This is a genomic window from Flavobacterium mesophilum, from assembly GCF_039581405.1.
Classification (GTDB): Bacteria; Bacteroidota; Bacteroidia; order Flavobacteriales; family Flavobacteriaceae; genus Flavobacterium.
Genome location: NZ_JBCPXZ010000005.1, coordinates 177833 through 197962 on the forward strand (window position 1 = coordinate 177833; position 20130 = coordinate 197962).

General features: G+C 33.8%; 14 protein-coding genes. 11 read left to right on the forward strand and 3 right to left on the reverse strand.

Going from position 1 to position 20130, the window contains the following annotated elements; translation table 11 throughout:
* Positions 1-225: 225 nt before the first annotated feature.
* Positions 226-975 carry a DeoR/GlpR family DNA-binding transcription regulator gene (locus AAYQ19_RS16330; protein WP_343537679.1) on the reverse strand — a complete coding sequence of 250 codons (750 nt, stop codon included), beginning with the start codon at positions 973-975 and terminating at the stop codon, positions 226-228.
* Positions 976-1221: 246 nt separating this feature from the next.
* Here AAYQ19_RS16330 and AAYQ19_RS16335 point away from each other — a divergent pair, with 246 nt between their 5' ends.
* From AAYQ19_RS16335 to AAYQ19_RS16375, 9 genes are all read left to right on the forward strand, one after another.
* On the forward strand, positions 1222-4488 hold the full coding sequence (locus AAYQ19_RS16335) for a SusC/RagA family TonB-linked outer membrane protein (RefSeq protein WP_343537681.1): 3267 nt from the start codon (positions 1222-1224) through the stop codon (positions 4486-4488).
* A 32-nt stretch (positions 4489-4520) separates the two neighbouring features.
* On the forward strand, positions 4521-6254 hold the full coding sequence (locus tag AAYQ19_RS16340; protein ID WP_343537683.1) for a RagB/SusD family nutrient uptake outer membrane protein: 1734 nt from the start codon (positions 4521-4523) through the stop codon (positions 6252-6254).
* A gap of 259 nt (positions 6255-6513) precedes the next feature.
* Positions 6514-7707, forward strand: a complete 1194-nt coding sequence (locus AAYQ19_RS16345; protein WP_343537685.1) for an exo-beta-N-acetylmuramidase NamZ family protein — start codon at positions 6514-6516, stop codon at positions 7705-7707.
* 122 nt (positions 7708-7829) lie between these two features.
* Positions 7830-8642, forward strand: coding sequence for an N-acetylmuramic acid 6-phosphate etherase (gene murQ, locus AAYQ19_RS16350; RefSeq protein ID WP_343537687.1), 813 nt, complete (start codon positions 7830-7832; stop codon positions 8640-8642).
* A 68-nt stretch (positions 8643-8710) separates the two neighbouring features.
* Positions 8711-10219 carry a sodium:solute symporter gene (locus AAYQ19_RS16355; RefSeq protein ID WP_343537688.1) on the forward strand — a complete coding sequence of 503 codons (1509 nt, stop codon included), beginning with the start codon at positions 8711-8713 and terminating at the stop codon, positions 10217-10219.
* 17 nt (positions 10220-10236) lie between these two features.
* Entirely contained in the window at positions 10237-13236 is a 3000-nt protein-coding gene (locus AAYQ19_RS16360; protein ID WP_343537690.1) for a serine hydrolase domain-containing protein, read from the forward strand.
* 112 nt (positions 13237-13348) lie between these two features.
* Entirely contained in the window at positions 13349-14620 is a 1272-nt protein-coding gene (locus tag AAYQ19_RS16365; RefSeq protein ID WP_343537691.1) for an acyltransferase family protein, read from the forward strand.
* A gap of 249 nt (positions 14621-14869) precedes the next feature.
* The gene (locus AAYQ19_RS16370; RefSeq protein WP_343537692.1) at positions 14870-15580 is read left to right on the forward strand and encodes a ThuA domain-containing protein; all 711 of its coding nucleotides are present in this window, start codon (positions 14870-14872) and stop codon (positions 15578-15580) included.
* A gap of 64 nt (positions 15581-15644) precedes the next feature.
* Positions 15645-16721, forward strand: coding sequence for an acyltransferase family protein (locus AAYQ19_RS16375; RefSeq protein WP_343537693.1), 1077 nt, complete (start codon positions 15645-15647; stop codon positions 16719-16721).
* Positions 16722-16790: 69 nt separating this feature from the next.
* Here AAYQ19_RS16375 and AAYQ19_RS16380 read toward each other — a convergent pair whose 3' ends face one another.
* The gene (locus tag AAYQ19_RS16380; RefSeq protein ID WP_343537695.1) at positions 16791-17096 is read right to left on the reverse strand and encodes a hypothetical protein; all 306 of its coding nucleotides are present in this window, start codon (positions 17094-17096) and stop codon (positions 16791-16793) included.
* A 236-nt stretch (positions 17097-17332) separates the two neighbouring features.
* Entirely contained in the window at positions 17333-18187 is an 855-nt protein-coding gene (locus AAYQ19_RS16385; protein WP_343537696.1) for a leucine-rich repeat domain-containing protein, read from the reverse strand.
* A 181-nt stretch (positions 18188-18368) separates the two neighbouring features.
* Here AAYQ19_RS16385 and AAYQ19_RS16390 point away from each other — a divergent pair, with 181 nt between their 5' ends.
* Both AAYQ19_RS16390 and AAYQ19_RS16395 read left to right on the forward strand, forming a co-directional pair.
* Positions 18369-18857 (forward strand): DUF1761 domain-containing protein, encoded by a 489-nt coding sequence (locus tag AAYQ19_RS16390; RefSeq protein WP_343537698.1) that lies wholly within the window; start codon positions 18369-18371, stop codon positions 18855-18857.
* A 119-nt stretch (positions 18858-18976) separates the two neighbouring features.
* Positions 18977-20122, forward strand: coding sequence for a GNAT family protein (locus AAYQ19_RS16395; RefSeq protein ID WP_343537700.1), 1146 nt, complete (start codon positions 18977-18979; stop codon positions 20120-20122).
* Positions 20123-20130: the final 8 nt, after the last annotated feature.

Here is a 20130-nt window from a genome sequence, read left to right on the forward strand (position 1 = left end):
TACTGGTTCTATTGCTTTTGGTTGTTTATTACAATATTGAAAATCAATATTGGCCTAACCAATAGACCGTAAAATAATGAAGTAATAACATTCATATTATGTCAAAGGTTTAGCTTTAACAAATATATATACAAAAAAGAGAAACATTACATTATTTTGCGTTATTTAACAAAATAAATTTTAAAAAACGCAAAAACATGCAAAAATAAATTTCAACAATTAAAGTTAAAGCACAAATACGCCAGATTTTCTATATTCTTCTAATCTCGCATCTTCAGGATCTAAATTAGTGACTATCGTATCCAATTGGGAAAGATCGCATACGCTATGTGGCATTTTAGTATTTAATTTATCCGAAGAAAACATTGAAACTACTTTGTCAGATGCTTCTATCATTGCTTTTTTAACAATTGAAATTTCGTATCCAATTTCGGTCAAGCCCTGTTTTACATTAATACTGCTCGCTCCAATAAAGCAAATATCGGCCTTAATTTTAGACACGACCTGAATCACATCCATACCAATGGTCACCATTGCGTTTTTCTGCATTTTTCCTCCAATAAAAATCAAATCAATATTTGGATGCTGTGATAATTGCATTGCAATTGGAAGGCTATAGGTATAAATTGTAGCTTTTAAATTGGCCGGAATCAACTTTGCAAAAACCAAATTTGTGCTTCCGCCACTCATAATAATAACTTGATCGTCATGAAGTAAAGACAATGCTTTTGTTACGATTTTCTTTTTTTCTTCTTCTGCCGCAATATAAATATCAAATACATTGGCCGATTTTTTTGATACTTGAACTGCCCCGCCATATACTTTCTCCAACAGCTTTTTGCTGTCAAGTTCGTTCAAATCTCGGCGAATTGTATCCTCAGATAAATCCAAAGCCAAAGCCAAATCTGTTGTGACAACCTTTTGGTCCTCAATAAGCTTAGTCATTATATATTTATGTCTTTCGGCTTTCAGCATTTTTTAGAAAAGTTAAAATTCAGGACAAATATATCAAATATTTCAATTTATAGTTAAAAACACACCTCAATCTGCAACAGTACGCAAATTTTAGCTAAAAAATAATAATCACGATTAATTAAAACACAAAATATTGCGTTTTGTTGCGTTATTTAAGTTAAAATTAGAAATAAAAGACTAAAAAATGCATTTGTATGCAATAAATAAATATATTTGCTCAACAACCATAAAAAAAACCAGATTATTATGAAAAAATTATTCCTTATTTCATTGTTGGTTTTGTTCATTCAAGTGACATTTGGGCAAACAAAAACAATTACTGGAACTGTAAAAAACAAAGCTGACGGTTTTCCCATACCGGGAGTCAGCGTAGTGATTGAGGGAACAAAAAACGGTACAACTACTGATTTTGATGGAAATTTCAGCATCAGTGTAGCACCGGGACGTTCTCTTGTTTTTAGCTACATGGGATCTGAAACTCAGGTAGTAAAAATTGAAGGACAACAAAAACTGAACATTTCTCTTGCATCAGCTACTGCAAAATTGGACGAAGTAGTTGTAGTGGGGTTCTCTTCTCAGAAAAAAGCAAATCTTACAGGTGCTGTTGCTAAGGTAGATGTAAAAAAAGCTTTAGGAAGTATTCCTATTACAGATATCACAAAAGGTTTACAAGGAACTACTCCTGGACTTAACATTACTTACAATTCAGGTAATATCAGCAAAGGGTCAAATGTAAACATTCGTGGAGCTGGTACTATTATAGATGGAGTAGCAACAGGATCACCACTTATTTTAGTGGATGGTGTTCCTGGTGATTTGTCTATGTTAAATGCAGAAGATGTAGAATCGATGTCTGTACTTAAAGACGCGGCTTCTGCTTCTATTTATGGTGCACGTGCCGCATTTGGAGTTATATTAATTACTACTAAAAGCGGTAAAAATGCTAAAGGAAAAGTACGATTCGCTTACAGTAACAACGTAGCAGTAAGCAACCCAATTTCTTTAGTACAATTTAATGATCCTACTGTAGAGCTTCCTGCAATGATCGATGCACAAGCTAGAGCTGGTAATGCAAATCCAGAATCTTTCGGTATGAACTACAAAACATTATTGCCTGGTATCATCAACTGGAAAGAAAAATATGCTGCAACAAGAAACAGCAATGACAAAAACATGATCTTGGGAGAAGATTTCGACGTGATTGGTGGAAAGGAATATTTCTACAGAATTTGGAATCCACATGATGAAATGTTGAAAAAGAATTCATTACAAACACTTCACAATTTATCAGCTCAAGGTTCTTTAGGCGACAAAAGCTCATTTATTGTTTCGTTAGGACTTGCTAATCAAGAAGGTGTAATGAAAATCAATACTGAAACCAACCAAAGATTCAACCTAAATCTTGGCTTTACAACACAATTAGCAAGCTGGCTTACGGGAGATTTCAAAGTATTAGGAACTTTCCAAGAATATGATTCTCCTTTCAACTACTACAATAGTGGTCTTGATACTGCTGGTAATGGATATTTTGGATATTATATGCGTTGGGGTTCTTATTTCCCTTATGGTACATACAATGGTACTTATTTCAGACATGCGCCAGGATATATGGCAAATGCATCCCAAAATGAAAGCAAGTCAAATGACATGAGGATTAGTGGGAAACTTACTGCTCAAATCACAAAAGACTTTAATGTTATTGGAGAATACAGCATCAACAACAATTTTTCAAGCTTAAAAATGAATGGTGGTCAAGTACCGCTTTGGGACTGGTGGACAAGCGCTGCCGACTTAGTTGCAGGAAAACCTACAATGATGGAAAGTGGAAATGATTTTGTTGCACAAGCTAAATCTTCTTACAGAAGAAATGTAGCAAACATCTATGCAAACTACAGCAAAACTTTAGCCGAAAGCCACAACTTTAAAGTATTAGGTGGTTTGAACTCAGAATGGTATGATTTTGAAAGAACGTATGCTCGTAGAAATACACTTTTAGATAAAAGCAAACCAGAATTTAATTTAGCTATCGGTGATCAATTTACTTCACCTCTTTCATCTAATGATATTTTGAATCCTGGTTTATCACAATATGCAATTGCGGGATTCTTTGCACGTGTGAATTACGATTACAAAGGAAAATATTTACTAGAGATAAATGGACGTTACGACGGCTCATCAAAATTCCCTACAGATGAACAATGGGGATTCTTCCCTTCTGCTTCTGTTGGATATAGAATTTCTGAAGAAAGCTTCATGGAAAACACTAGAAGCTGGTTAAATGATTTGAAAATTCGTGGATCTGTTGGTTCTATCGGAAATCAAAATATTAAAGCTAATGCCTTTTTACCAACTATGACTAGCTCTAACCCATTTTGGCTAGGAAGTGGTTCAACTGTACCGCCTTCTGTCAATCAACCAACAAATGTTGATCCGAATTTAACTTGGGAAAAAGTAACTACTCAAGATGTTGGTATCGATATCAGAGTGTTTAATATGTTAGGTTTGACTTTTGATTATTACCAACGTGATACAAAAGGAATGTTAGCGCCAGGTAAAACGCTTCCGGGTTCATTTGGTCAAACTGCCGCTAATACAAACTCAGGAAATTTAAGAACTACTGGATGGGAGTTAGCACTTAACTTTAACAAAGCAATCAACCAAAACATTACCGTTTATGCAGATCTTACGCTTTCTGACAACACTACAGAAGTAACAGAATGGAACAACTCTTCTAAACTTTTAGGATCTTTTTATGCAGGTCAAAAATTGGGCGAAATCTGGGGATTAGAAACAGATCGCTTGATTCAATCAACAGATCAGATTGATGCAACTGGATTAATTGTAAATGGAGTTGACTATAAAAACGTAAGAACAGGTACTTTTAAATATGGTGCTGGAGATGTAATGTACAAGGATATAAACGGAGACGGTGTAATCTCAAGAGGAGATGGAACAGCTCTTAATCCAGGAGATTTAAAAGTGATTGGTAATACAACACCTCGTTATCAATATGGAATTCGTTTAGGAAGTGCGTTATACGGATTTGACGTTGATGCTTTCTTCCAAGGAGTTGGTAAACGTCAATATTGGGCATCTTCTGACTTAGTTTTGCCTTTCTACAACAGAACAGATGCGATGTATGTGAACCAAAATGATTACTGGACACCAACAAATACAGATGCCTATTTCCCTAATCCATACCCTGGACATTCTGGTAACGCATTTGGAGCTTATGCACCAGGATCAAATAACTTTGTTGCACAATCACGTTATTTATTAGACATGTCTTATTTGCGTTTGAAATCAGTGACGCTTGGTTATACAATTCCTAAGAGCATTACTCAAAAAGCTGGAATTGACAAAATCAGACCGTACATTTCAGCATTAAACTTAGTTACTTGGAAGAGCAGCAAATTGCCAGTAGACCCTGAAATCAATGAAACTGAAGCAGCATGGGGAAGAACTTTCCCGTACTCTAAAACATGGTCATTTGGTGTTCAAATTGCATTCTAAATAAGGTATTTAAAAATTAAAAAATAATCAAAATGAGAAAATTAATAATAAACTCTAGGATAAAACTATCAGTTGCCTTGCTTACTTTTGCAAGTCTAGCGGTTAGTTGCTCAGATTTTTTGGATACACCTCCTGAAGATGTGTTTACTGATGACAATTTTTGGACTTCAGAAAATAACGTAAAAACATATTCTTGGCTGAACTATAACACTTTCAACGGTTACGGAAACAATGCTGGTGTCACTGCTGATTTTTACTTTCATGCAGCAACAGGATTAATCGATGACAATTTAGCTAATAACGTTTTTACGAACTTTCCAACGGCTGCAAATGCAACGAATACAAACTGGAACGAATACTACACTTTGGTTCGTCGTTGCAATCTTATGTTGCAAAGAATGCCGAATGTTCCGATGGATCAAGCCAAGAAAAATCACTATATCGGTGTTGCAAAATTCTTTAGAGCACATACGTATTTCCGCTTAGCACAGCAATTTGGCGATGTACCTTATACAGATATGTATTTAGCACAAAGTGATCCTAACGTATACAAACCAGCTTTAAAAAGAGCTGAAGTTATAGACAATGTAATTAAAGATTTGGAAGAAGCAATTCCAATGTTATTAAACGTTGATGATAGTAATATTACCGTAAACAAGTACACTGCTTATGCTTTATTGAGCCGCGTATGTTTAAGTGAAGGTACTTACAGAAAGTACAATTTAGGACAAAACGGAAATACTTACCTTCAAAAAGCAAAAGATGCTTCTTTAGCTGTAATGAACAACAATTCATACAAACTAAATGCAGATTGGAAAGCACTTTACAACTCAGTTGAGCTATTAGGAAATACTGAAGTTATTTTGGCAAAAAGATACATAAAAGGTGTTTTAGCAAATTCAGTACAAGCCTATACAAACACCTCTACTATCCAAAACGGATTGACAAAATTTGCAGCGGAAAGTTATGTAACTACAAACGGATTGCCTATCAAACAAGCTGGCAATGCGCAATATTTAGGTGATAACACTATTGCAAATACTTTTGCTAACAGAGATCCAAGATTTGCTAAAGCTTTCAGTACAGCTGATTATGCTTATTCTGACAAACCTTATAATGGTTTAACTTCTATCACAGGCTATGTGTTTCAATTGTATAACAATCCTGCTACATCAGGTACTGAGGTTACAACAATTGGACAAAACCAAATTGACGCGCCAGTTTTCACTTTAAGTGAAGTATATTTGAATTATGCTGAAGCTTGTGCAGAATTGGGTACGGTTAACAACAACGATCTAAATTTATCTATCAATAAAGTTCGTACGCGTGCAGGAATCGCTATTTTGACTACAGATGGTACAAATGCTTCTGCTAATGGTGTACAAATAGATGATCCACAAAGAACGACTGCATTAGAACTAAAAGCAGGAATTGTAAATCCAATTATCTGGGAGATTCGCCGTGAACGCAGAATTGAGTTTATGAGCTGGACAACCATGAGAAAAGAAGATCTTATGCGTTGGAAAAAAGGAGATTATCTAGATAGTAATTCTAATCCAGATGTTGTTTTAGGAGCTAGAATTATCGCTTTGATTGGAACGAACTCAAAAACAAAAGTAAATTCAGACGGATATGTAATCCCTTACGCAGCAGGTGTATCAAGATTATTTGTTTCACCAAAAAATTACTTAAGTGCAATTCCAACAAATGACATCAGTTTATACGCAGCTGAAGGAGTAACATTAAATCAAAATCCTGGCTGGTAATTCAGTAAAAACTGAAAAATCAATACTAAAACTGCCTCCAAAATTTTGTGTTTTTGGAGGCAGTATTTAAAAAATACTCTTTTTTAAACGCATCGTGACAGACAAAACGACAAAATAAAATTTCAACCTGAATAATTCAGACTATACAATATCAGTTTTAAGATTTCCCCCAATCTACCTAAAACATTCATATACATCCCGATAAAATTTTTAATTTTATTTTGTCCATTTTTTGTCTTAACCATTAACTGTATTTAAAATGATAAAATTTATAGCAAAAAGCGTTTTTGTTACGGCATTTCTATTTTGTATTCCGTCTCATTCTTCAACAATTCAAACTAAGAATTCAGTTGGAATCAATGCTTCTGTAATCAAAACTGGAGCAGATAATTACGAAAAATATCTTCCGATTTTAAAAGATAAAAAAGTCGGAATTGTGACGAATCAAACTGGAATTTTATCTGACAAGACACATGTAGTTGATTTTCTTTTAGAGAAAAAAATTGCCGTTCAGACTATTTTTGCTCCTGAACATGGATTTAGAGGAACTGCTGATGCGGGCGAACACGTTGTTGACGGAAAAGATCAAAAAACAGGTTTGCCGATTATTTCACTTTATGGCGATAATAAAAAGCCAAAACCAGCGCAATTAGCCGGAATTGATGTGATGATTTTCGATTTGCAAGATGTTGGAGCCCGATTCTATACGTATATTTCTTCGCTTCATTATGTGATGGAAGCTTGCGCAGAAAATAACGTATCGCTTATTGTTTTTGACAGACCAAATCCGAATGGTTCTATTGTTGACGGCCCGCTTTTAGAAAAAGAATTTACAAGTTTCGTAGGCATGCACCCTATTCCGCTTTTGCATGGAATGACAATTGGCGAATATGCTCAAATGGTAAACGGAGAAAAATGGCTAAAAGATGGTGCGCAATGCAAATTAACTGTCATTCCATGTTTGGATTATAAACGAAATATGCCTTACAGTTTATTGGTGAAACCATCTCCGAATTTGCCAAATGATCAATCGATCAATCTTTATGCGAGTTTATGCCTTTTTGAAGGAACAAATGTAAGCGTAGGCCGAGGAACGGAAACGCAATTTCAAATTTATGGTTCACCTTATCTAACCAAAACCAATTTTAGTTTTACGCCAAAACCAAATTTTGGCGCAAAAGATCCTTTATACAACGGAAAAGAATGTTTTGGCGAGGATTTAACGAAATATCCAAAACTAAAACAACTCGAATTAAAATGGCTGATTAAAGCCTATCAAAATACCAGTGACAAAACAAAATTCTTCAACGCTTTTTTTACGAAGCTTGCGGGAACAAAAAAATTACAACAGCAAATTGAAAGCGGTGTTTCTGAAATCGAGATTAGAAAAACTTGGCAGAAAGACCTTGAAGCTTTCAAAAAAATGCGAACAAAATACCTGATTTACAAATAATCCCTTAATTCAATAATTTACTCAAATTCTACTATTTTTTCGATAAAATAGAGACTATTAATGCACAAAAACGAAATCTTTATTCGGAAGAATTTGGTTTCAAAATTCAAAAAAAAAGAAAAATGAAAAATAAAAATCCTGAAACTGAACAAGAATCTTTGTACAAAGATTTGGATCAAATGAGCGTGAAAGAACTTCTTACAAACATTAATACAGAAGACAAAAAAGTACCGAATATTATTGAAGAGCAAATTCCTAAAATTGAAAAACTGGTTAAAGCAATTGTCAAAAAAATGCAGCTGGGCGGCCGATTATTTTACATCGGAGCAGGAACTTCAGGGAGAATCGGAATTTTAGATGCATCAGAATGTCCGCCAACTTTTGGTGTGTCACATGATATGATTATCGGAATTATTGCTGGCGGCGATACTGCTATTAGAAAAGCAGTTGAAAATGCCGAAGACGATACAGAACAAGCATGGAAAGATTTAGAAAAATTTGAGATTTCAAGCTTAGATTTTATTATCGGAATTGCGGCTTCTGGAAATACACCATACGTTTTGGGAGCTTTGAAAAAAGCAAAAGAACACAATGTAAAAACGGGAAGTATTTCTTGCATCAGCAATGGACTTATTGCTCAAGAAGCTGATTATCCAATTGAATTAATTGTTGGCCCAGAATTCTTAACTGGAAGCACTAGAATGAAATCGGGAACGGCTCAAAAACTGACACTAAACATGATCTCTACTTCGGTAATGATTAAATTAGGAAAAGTAAAAGGCAACAAAATGGTTGACATGCAACTTTCAAACGAAAAATTGGTCAAGCGAGGCATCAAAATGATTATGGAAGAACTTGCTATTGAATATGATTTAGCAGAAGAATTATTGCACAAACACAAAAGTGTACGAGCAGTTTTATTGGCACAAAAATAAAACTGCAAAACCAAAACTATTTAAAATCTTTTATAGTTTTATAAAAGAATCAAACACCAAAAAATAAAATGACACCAAGCACCATCCTTCTCTTAATTATCATTTATTTCGGAACATTATTCTATATCTCACACCGAGTGAGCAAGAAAGACAGCGGAAACGAAGCTTTTTTTACTGCCAATAAAAATTCAAAATGGTATTTAGTAGCTTTCGGAATGATTGGAACTGCACTTTCTGGAGTGACTTTTATTTCCGTTCCAGGAGAAGTTGGTGCCGCAAGTGGTGAGCAATTCAAATACTTTCAATTTGTTTTAGGTAATGCACTGGGTTTTATAGTGATTACAAAACTATTGTTGCCACTCTATTACAGAATGAATCTGACTTCGATTTATAGTTATATCGAACATCGAATGGGCGTTTTCAGTTATAAAACAGCTGCTTCTATTTTCTTGATTAGTAGAACGATTAGCTCGGCATTCAGACTTTATTTGGTTGTTATTGTTTTGCAACGTTTTGTTTTTGATTACTACCATATTCCGTTTGCTTTTACCGTTTTGATTTCATTGCTTCTTATTTTCTCCTACACTTACAGAGGCGGTTTAAAAACCATTATTATTACCGATACTTTACAGACGTTCTTTTTAGTTACTTCAGTTTTCTTGACCATTTATTTCATTTGTGACCGAATGGATTTGAGTGCCATCAGTGCATTTGAAGAAGTAAAAAACAGTAATTATTCAAAGATCTTTTTCTTTGATGACTTTATGGGAAGCAAATTTCATTTCGTAAAACAAATTTTGGGCGGAATGTTTGTAACCATTGCCATGACTGGTTTAGATCAAGATTTAATGCAAAAAAACCTCAGCTGTAAAAACATCGGCGAAGCACAAAAAAACATGTTCACTTTTACAGGAATTTTTGTGGTAATCAATATTTTCTTTTTAAGTGTTGGTGCGCTTTTATACATCTATGCAAACAAAAATGGAATCGCAATTCCAACAGATTTAGTGACCGGAAAACCAAGAACCGATTTATTATTTCCAGAAATTGCCCTAAATCATTTAGCATTAATTCCTGCAATTGTATTTTTATTGGGAATTATTGCAGCCACATTTGCCACCACAGATTCTGCCTTGACCGCCTTAACAACTTCTTTCTGCGTTGACTTTTTAGGAATGGACAAAGCCGAAAACAGTCACAAGAAAAACACAGTGAAGATTAGACATTTGGTACACATCAGTTTTTCTGTTTTAGTCTTTTTTATCATTCTGATTTTTAATGCCATAAACGACAGTTCGGTTGTTGGAATGATCTTTAAAGTTGCTTCTTATACTTATGGTCCATTATTAGGATTATACGCTTTTGGTTTGTTCCAAAAATCAAGACATGTAAACGATAAACTCGTACCATTAATCTGTTTATTGTCGCCATTTTTCACTTATTTAATTAATGAAAACTCAAAACTGCTATTTGCAGGATATATTTTTGATAATGAATTAATAGTACTAAACGGATTGCTCACTTATTTCGGAATTTATATTACCAGTAAACGCTCAGCAGAAAGAATCTCATTTTAATTGCCAAAAAACATTTCATGAAAAATTATGTTATCAAAATAGGACTGTTTGCAGTTATGCTTTTTTTTATCATCAATTGTGGTGTTTCTAAAAAAAGCAAAACAACAACTGTAGTAAACAAGCCTATTACAACAGAAAATAAAGAAGTTTATATCCCAAAAACTAAAGCACAAAAAAAACCATTTCTCGAGGATTCAAATGCTGAAAATCAATGGACAGACAGTATTTACAACAAAATGACTTTAGACGAAAAATTAGGTCAATTATTCTTTGTAAATGCCTATTCCAATAAAGATTCTGTTCATGTAAATAAAGTAAAAGAACTTGTTTCAAAATACAATGTTGGAGGTATTATTTTCTTTCAAGGCGGGCCTGTTCGTCAAGCTAGATTAACGAATGAATATCAGGCAAAAGCCAAAGTCCCATTGTTCATTGGCCTTGACGCCGAATGGGGCTTAAGCATGCGTTTAGATTCGACTTATGCTTATCCTTGGAACATGACTTTAGGCGCGATTCAGAATTTAGAACTAATTGAAAAAGTGGGAAAAAATATGGGTAGCGAATGCAAAAGAATGGGAATCCATTTTAACTTCGCTCCTGTTTTAGATATCAATACAAATCCGCTTAATCCAATTATCGGAAATCGTTCTTTTGGCGAAAGCAAAACAAATGTAGCCAATAAAGCAGCTGCTTTAATGCGCGGAATTCAAAGTCAGGGTGTTTTATGTACAGGAAAACATTTTCCAGGTCACGGCGATACGGCGGTTGATTCTCATAAAACCCTTCCAACTGTTACTTTGACCAAAGAGCGAATCAATGAAGTCGAATTATATCCCTATAAACAGCTTTTTGATGAAGGTTTAGCCTCTGTAATGGTTGCTCACCTCAACATTCCGAGTTTAGAATCTGGAGAAAACATTCCTTCTTCTGCTTCTTATAATGTGGTCACCGAATTACTTCAAAAACAATTAGGCTTTGAAGGGTTGATTTTTACAGATGGTTTGGGCATGAAAGGTGCTAGTAATTTCAAACCTGTAGGTGATCTTGAATTAGCAGTTTTGAAAGCTGGAAATGACATTTTTCTTTGTCCAGACAATGTTCCTGCAGCTTTAGAAAAATTAAAAACGTTTTATGCTAATGGCGAAATTACCGAAGAGCGTTTAGCGCATTCCGTTAAAAAAATTCTTCATTACAAATTCAAAGCGGGTTTAAACAAATACAAACCTGCTGATTTGACTAACTTACAAAAGGATCTCAACAGTTCTGATAAGGATGCACTTCAGTATACTTTATATGAAAATGCAATTACGGTTTTAAAAAACGAAAAAGAAATTCTTCCTATAAAAGATTTAAGTGAAAAAATTGCTTACGTTAAACTGGGTGAAGATACCAACAGCACTTTTGTTTCTACCTTAAAAAAATACACTGAAATCACAGAAGTTAAAGACACCAATCTTGACAGTCTGAATAAAGAATTGAGAAAATTCGACAAAGTTATTATCAGTTTTCACAAAGTAAATAAAGCTTGGGAAAAACAAGATTTTACCTTACAAGAAATGCTTTGGCTGAAAGAAATTGCAAAACACAACAAAGTGATTTTAGATGTTTTTGCAAAACCATATTCGTTATTATCTATTTCAGATTTTACCGATATTGAAGGATTAGTAGTTTCGTATCAAAACTCAGATATTAGTCAAGTAGTTGCTGCAGAATTGCTTTTTGGAGCTATTGCTGCTAAAGGAAAATTGCCTGTATCGATTAATGATTCCTTTCATGTCAACGACGGATTAACGACAGAAAAACTAAATCGTTTAGCTTTTACAGCTCCAGAAAATGTAAATATGAATCCTGCTGTTTTATCTAAAATTGATGCTGTAGCTCAAAAAGCAATTGATGGCAAAATGGCGCCGGGAATGCAGGTTTTGGTCGCAAGAAAAGGAAATGTGATTTTTCAGAAATCATACGGAGCGCAAACTTATGAGAATGGAAAACAGGTAACCAATTCTGATTTGTATGATGTAGCTTCAATTTCAAAAATGATTTCTACACTGCCAAATGTGATGCAATTATACGATAAAAATAAAGTAATGCTGGATACCAAACTGAAAGACATGTTGCCGTATTTTGCTAAAACCAACAAAGAAAACATCACTTTCAAAGATTTGCTGAATCATTACGCGGGACTTCAAGCATGGATTCCGTTTTACAAAGCGACTTTAGACAGCAACAATCAGCCTTCTGAAAAATATTATAGCAAAGTAGCAGGTCCTAATTTTACAACAAAAGTGGCTGAGAACCTTTACATTCGAAATGATTATCATGACACGATTATGAAAATCATAGCAAAAAGTCCTGTATCTCCTAAAAAAGAATACAAATACAGCGATTTTACATTTATCATTCTAAAAGAATATCTGGAGAAAAAAACGCATAAAAAACTGGAAGATTTGAGTAAAGAAAATTTCTACAGCACGTTAGGAATGACCAATACGCTTTACAATCCGCTAGAGAAGTTTGACAAAAGCAATATTGCGCCAACTGAAATCGATAATTATTTCAGACATCAAGTTATTCAAGGTTATGTTCACGACATGGCGGCGGCGATGGAAGGTGGCGTTGCGGGTCACGCTGGAATTTTTTCGAATAGTATGGATGTTGCCAAAATGATGCAGCTGTATTTACAAAAAGGAAATTATGGTGGCATTCAATATTTTTCTCCTCAAACTTTTGATGCTTTTAATACTTGTTATTACAAAAATCAAGGTGTTTTGAGAGGTTTAGGATTTGACAAAAGAGTGCACAAAGGAGGACCAACTTGCGATTGCGTTTCTGAAGCAAGCTTTGGACACACAGGCTTCACAGGAAACATGGCTTGGGCCGATCCAGAAACCGAAATTGTATATGTTTTTCTTTCTAACAGAACGTATCCAGAAGTAGTTAACGACGAAAACAAATTAGCCAAAGGAAAAATCAGAGAAGAAATCCAACAAATAATTCAAGATGCAATAGTGAAATAAACCTTCAAATCTCAAATTCCAAAATCTGAAATCTGAAATCTGAAAGCATAAAAAATCTTTCCTCTTGTTTCTTTCTTCTTTAAAAAAATCTAACAACCAAAAAATAAACCCAATGACAAAAGAACGTTTAACCTCACTTGATGTCTTTAGAGGATTTACCATCTTCTTAATGACAATTGTCAACAATCCCGGAAGTTGGGATTCTATTTACGCACCGTTAGAACACGCTGAATGGCATGGGTGTACTCCTACCGACTTAGTTTTTCCGTTTTTCGTTTTTATAATGGGAACTGCAATTCCGTTTGCAATGCCTGTAAAACATTTTGACGGAAGTGTTTTTAATAAAATTGTAGTTCGTTCGCTTCGAATATTCTGCTTGGGATTGTTTTTAAGCGTTTTCAGCAGAATTCATTTATTTGGTTTAGAAGGAATTCCGTTATTAAGTGTGAGATTGATTATTGCTTTTGCAGTTGCTTATGCGCTTTTAGGAAATTTTTCGATGAAAGTGAAAACCATTCTTGCAGTCGGAATTTTTATCATACTACTTTCTCTATCCTTTAGCGGATTAGAACATTTTGAAGACACCAGAATTCCAGGCGTTTTGCAACGAATTGCAATTGTGTATTTCTTTACTTCTATTTTATATTTAAAGACCAATTTAAAAACACAGCTTTTAGTTTTAGCAGCACTTTTAATTGGATACTGGATTTTGATGGCTTTTGTTCCCGTTCCCGGATTTGGTCCAGCCAACTTCGATAAAGGAACCAATTTAGCCGCTTGGATAGATGATACGCTTTTAAACGGACATGTATGGGCATCGTCTAAAACTTGGGATCCGGAAGGAATTTTAAGCACGTTGCCAGCCATTGGAACAGGAATTTTAGGAATGTACATCGGACAATTTCTAAACTTGCCAATTGACAAAATCGAAATTGTGAAAAAGACCACTATTGCCGGAACAGCTTTATTAATTGGAGGTTTATTTTGGAATATTTTTTTCCCAATCAATAAATCGCTTTGGACAAGTTCTTATGTTTTATATACCGCTGGAATTGCAACAATTTGCTTAACACTTTTGTATTACATTATCGATATTCAAGGATATAAAAAATGGACCAAATTATTTTTGATTTGGGGTGTAAACCCAATGATTGTATTTTTCTTTTCTGGGATAATTCCGAGAGCTTTAAGTGCGATAAAAGTCGCCGATCCAAAAACTGCTGGAGAAGAAATTGGTCTTCAAGCTTATATTTATAATCACGGAATTGTTCCTTGTTTCGAAAATCCGTTAAATGCATCGTTGGCTTATGCATTATTATACGCTGTTTTTTGGTCATTTATTTTGTGGATTTTCTATAAAAAGAAATTGATTTTTAAAGTTTAAGAAGTTACTCCGTAACGATCAGTAAAATTTAAATTTCTGTTTATGTTCGTTATTTAAAAAGCTTCAAGTTTTCTTGAAGCTTCTTTCCTTTGCAGATTTTTTTTCAAAATCAAATTTTACTGTGACATTCAACACAAAATATTTCTCGCAGAAATTAATTATTTTTCTATCTTCCCAAAAATAAAAACCTTCAAAATGAATATTTTGCCTTCAATAAAAAAATCAATTTCATGCATTGCAATTGTGCTTATGAGTTGTTTTTTAGTCTCTTTTTATCAAAAAAACACAGAACTGACCATTTCTGGAAAAACAAAAAAAGTATTGATTTTTTCTAAAACAAATGGTTTTAGACATGAAAGCATTCCGGCAGGAATAGCCGCAATTAAAAAATTAGGACTAGAAAATAATTTTTCAGTAGATGCGACTGAGGACTCGTTAGCTATTAATTCAAAAAACTTAAAACAATATCAAGCCGTTATATTTCTGAGCGCTTCTGGTCACGTTTTAAGCGAAGAACAAAAATTGGCTTTGCAGAAATTTATTGAAAAAGGAAATGGTTTTGTTGGCATTCATTCTGCTACAAATTGTGAACCCGATTGGGATTGGTATACCAAAATGATCGGCGGTATTTTTGAAGGGCATCCCGAGCCTCAAAATGCAAGACTTATAGTAGTAGACCATAAACATCCATCAACAAAACACCTTCCTGAAATTTGGGAAAGAAAAGACGAATGGTATAATTTCAAATATTTAAATCCCACTGTAAAAGTGCTCATCAAAATTGACGAATCATCGTATAAAGGTGGCAAACACGGCAATAATCATCCTCTCGCATGGTATCATGATTATGATGGCGGAAGAGCGTTTTACACAGCCTTAGGGCATAGTCCTGAGAGTTACAGTGACCCGCTTTTTACACAGCATTTACTTGGCGGAATTATTTATGCGATGGGAAAATAAACATTCAAAAAAAGCTATAAAATACTAATCACATAATTCCAATTCATTTACAACCCAACTTTACATGAACTATTCTGAGCCAATTAAACCCAAACAACATTTTCAAATTCTTGATGGCCTAAGAGGCGTTGCTGCAATTGCAGTAGTAATTTACCATTTTCTAGAAATCGCAATTTCTGATTACAGCAAAAATTTATTTGCGCATAGTTTTCTTGCCGTCGATTTTTTCTTTTGTCTTTCGGGATTTGTAATTGCATACGCCTATGACGATAGAATGGAAAAAATTGGTGTTCTCGAATTTTTGAAACTGCGTTTAATACGATTGCATCCTCTAGTAATTTTTGGGTCAATTTTAGGCTTTATCGGATATTTCGTTTTTCCGTTTGGAGATATTGCTAATAGAAGCTTTTCTGAAATAGTACTGCTATTTATTTGTTCACTTTTAATGATTCCGCTTCCAATCATGAAGGAGCGTTTTGGCAATAATTTTGGATTGAATGCACCGGCTTGGTCTTTGTTTTGGGAATATATTGCTAATATTTTTTACTGCACAATTTTATATCGTTTGTCTCGAAAAATCATTTTGCTATTGACTTTCATTGCAGGAATTGCACTAGTTTATGTTTCCATCCACGCAAAAGGTATTTCTGGTGGTTGGGGCGGTGATACTTTTTGGCATGGTGCTGCACGTATTTCCTACTCTTTTTTAGCTGGAATGGCAGTTTATAGATTCAAATGGATTATTCGATCAAAGCTTGGATTCATCAGCCTTTCATTACTTTTATTTCCAACATTTATATATCCATTCAACCAAGAAATAAATTTCATTACAGAACCTCTTATTGTACTGTTTTATTTTCCATTTATAGTAGCTTTGGGAGCGGGCGCAATAACTTCAGAACGAACAGAAAAAATCTGTGTTTTTTCCGGAAATATATCTTATCCGTTATATATGACGCACTATTTCGCTATGTGGATATTCTTTTCATATAATCTAGAATATAAGCTTACTGGTTTGAAACTATATTCAGTGGTTGCTGCAGGAACATTAGTTTTAATTGGGTTCGCTTATCTAGTTATGACTTATATTGATACGCCAATCCGTAAATATTTGACTGAAAAAAGAAAACAAAAACCATAATTTTAGCTCCATCGAAACAAAAAAGATCGCTCAAATGAACGGTCTTTTTTATTTTATTTCAGTTTAAAATTAAGTTCTAAACAATGCGTATTTATTGTAATTGAACAAAACTCTGTCATAAGGAACATAAAGCGAAACAATTTTCTCTGAAGACGCATCAAATTTGATTCCGTGGTGTTTTCTAAACAAATAAATCTCTTTCAAGCAATTAGAAAGACTTTGGTGAATTTCAGTTGTAAAAGTTGGCAATCTCTTATCTCCTACCAAAAGATCAATTTGATAATTTGAACTACTTTTTGACAAGTTGTTTCCAATGATTCTCAATGTGAATGTTGTTGGTTTTCCGTATTCTTCGCCTTGATATTGCAGTGTCATAATTTTAACATTAAAAGGTTAATTATTTTTCTCTTTCCGGCTTCAGCCAAACGGCCGAATCTAATTTTAAAGTTAAAGAAAAAAACTAAAAGATTTTTAAAATATTTTCACAAAAATAATACAATAAATCGCAAAAAACAGCAACAAAAAAAACCGTAACGAATTACGGTTTTCGGCAATTAACTAAATATATTTAATCAACTTTTTTCAGAGTAAAATTCATTCCATAAGCACGATTAATTTTCGGTAATATTTTTTTGTCTTTCAGTATTTATTTCCAATAAAAACAGATTTCCGTTTTCATCAAACATTGTCATATTTAAAGCATCTAATAACGCAATTTTTCTCGAAACTCCTCCTTTAAATTTATTATAAGAAAGATTCATTTCAGAAAGATGCTGCAGCTTTCCAAGTCCATCAGGAATTTCTCCTTCAAAACTGTTGTCAAACAAGCTTAAGTTTTCCAAAGCTCTGAAATTCGCAATTTCTCTGCTCAAATTCCCTGATAATTTATTGCCGTTTAAAAGCAATATTTTTAGGTTCGAAATTTTATAAATCGAACTTGGCAGCGAACCTTGAATTTCATTATTAAACAATGCAAGAACTTCTAATTGTTTTAATTTTCCAAGATCTGTAGGCAGTTCTCCGGAAATTTTATTCATAAAAAGCTCCAAGTCTTTCAGCTTTTGCAATTCACAGATTTCTGCCGGAATTTGTCCTGAAAATTGATTATCAGAAACATTTAAAACTTCAAGCTCTTTGAGATTTTGAATTTTGTTTGGCAAATTTCCTTCTAATTTATTCTTCTGAAAATTAACCTCAACCAAATTTATCAAATCAAAAAATTCCAAAGGCAATTCGCCTTGCAGGTTATTATTTGACAAATCTAAAGCTACTACTTTTCCGTTTTCAGCGCGAACGCCATACCATGTGGAAACCGAAAGCGATAAATCCCACTTTGTTTTCCATTGCAAGCCATTTGTTGCATGATATAATTTTATTAAAGCTTCTTTCTCTTTATCTGAAACAGTATCTGCAAAAGAACTGACCGAAAAAGCGAATGCTAAAAAAAAAGTAATAAAGCTTTTCATAACAGATTTGGGGGTTTGTTACGGGTATAAAATTATATAATTCTCTAGACATAATGCACTAAATGTCGATAAAGTGTTAATAAAAATACAATTAATAACCTTTTTACTACTTAACATTAAAATGTAAAATCAGTCTTTTTTTTAACTAAATTTGACTCAACTAATCTAAAAACCTCATATTATGGAAATTAACTTTGTTGCTTTATTCGTAGCAGCTGTTGTTACTTTATTAACTGGATTTATTTGGTACCACCCAAAAGTATTCGGAACAATCTGGATGAGAGAAAATAATTTCACTCAAGAACAACTTAGATCGGGAAATATGCTTAAAATCTTCGGATTGACGTATATTTTTTCTTTAATGATTACAATGATTTTAATGGCTTTGACAATTCACCAGTCTGGTGCTGTAGGAATGGTTGGCGGACCGCCGATGTTGGCCAATGCAAAACCATCATTTGCCGCTTTCATGGCCGATTACGGAACTGCTTACAGAACTTTCAAACACGGAGCGCTTCATGGCTTCATGTCAGGACTATTCTTTGCTTTCCCGATTGTGGGAATCAATGGTTTATTTGAAAGAAAATCTTGGAAATACATCTTCATTCACGCAGGCTATTGGATGCTGACACTTATGCTAATGGGTGGCATTATCTGTGCATTTGCATAAATCAAAAACATATAAAACCCGTTTGAAAATAAAACTCAAACGGGTTTTTCATAATAATAACTTAAAGCAAGTAAGTTATGGCAAATATTATCTAATTTTGAAGAAATTAGCAGACACTTTTGAATACAACTTATTCTTTTCAAATCTACAATCAAACGGCTTTGCTCCCTTCCGAATGGAATTCGCTTGCTGCAGAAAACATTTTTTTGACACGAGAATATCTCGAAGTACTGGAAAATTCTTGTCCGGTCAATATGATTTGTCATTTTATTGGGATTTTTGAAGAAGAAAAACTGGCAGGAATTGCCTTGACTCAGTTTTTATTTGCTGAAAAACTAGAATCCTTTGGCGAACGCGATCAATGTTTAAAAACATCTGTACGTAATTTTGCTTTCAAAAACTTTGCTTCGCATGTATTATTCGTAGGCAATAATATGCTTACAGGACAAAATGCTTTTGTTTTTTCTAAAACTGCGGTAGTTTCAAAAGCAGTCAAAACACTTCATAAAGCGATCAATCAGCTTAAAAAAGATTTAAAAGCTTCTGGCAAAAAAGTTCATATTACCAGCATAAAAGATTTTACATCTGAAGAAATCAAACCACTTCAAGCGGAATTCAAAAACAATTACACCTTTTCGACACAGCCCAATATGATTTTTGAAATCAATGAAAATTGGAAAAACGAACAAGGTTATATTGATGCTTTATCCAAAAAATATAGAGACCAATACAAGCGCGCTCGCAAAAAATCGGAGGGAATCATTAAAAAGAAAATGTCTTTGTCTGATATTAAACAGTACGAAGATGTTATTTATGATTTGTATTTTCATGTGGCAAAAAATGCGCCTTTCAATACCTTTTTTCTAGCGCGAAATCATTTCAGCTTTTTTAAAGAAATCATGAAAGATGACTTTTTGTTCTATGGTTATTTTTTGGATGAAAAATTAATCGGATTCAATACTTTGATCAAAAACGGAAACGTTATGGATACGTATTTTCTTGGTTATGATGAAAATTTGCAACGCGAAAAAATGTTGTATCTAAATATGCTTTATGACATGATTGCTTACTCAATCAATCATGGTTTTGAAGCAGTTGTTTTTGCCAGAACGGCACTCGAAATCAAAAGTTCTGTTGGTGCAAAACCATTAAACATGTACGGATTGATTACACACAGCAATGCTTTGATCAATCATAATATCGCAAAATTATTTCAATATTTAGAACCAAAAACAGAATGGCAAGAACGCAATCCGTTTAAGTAATTTTTGTT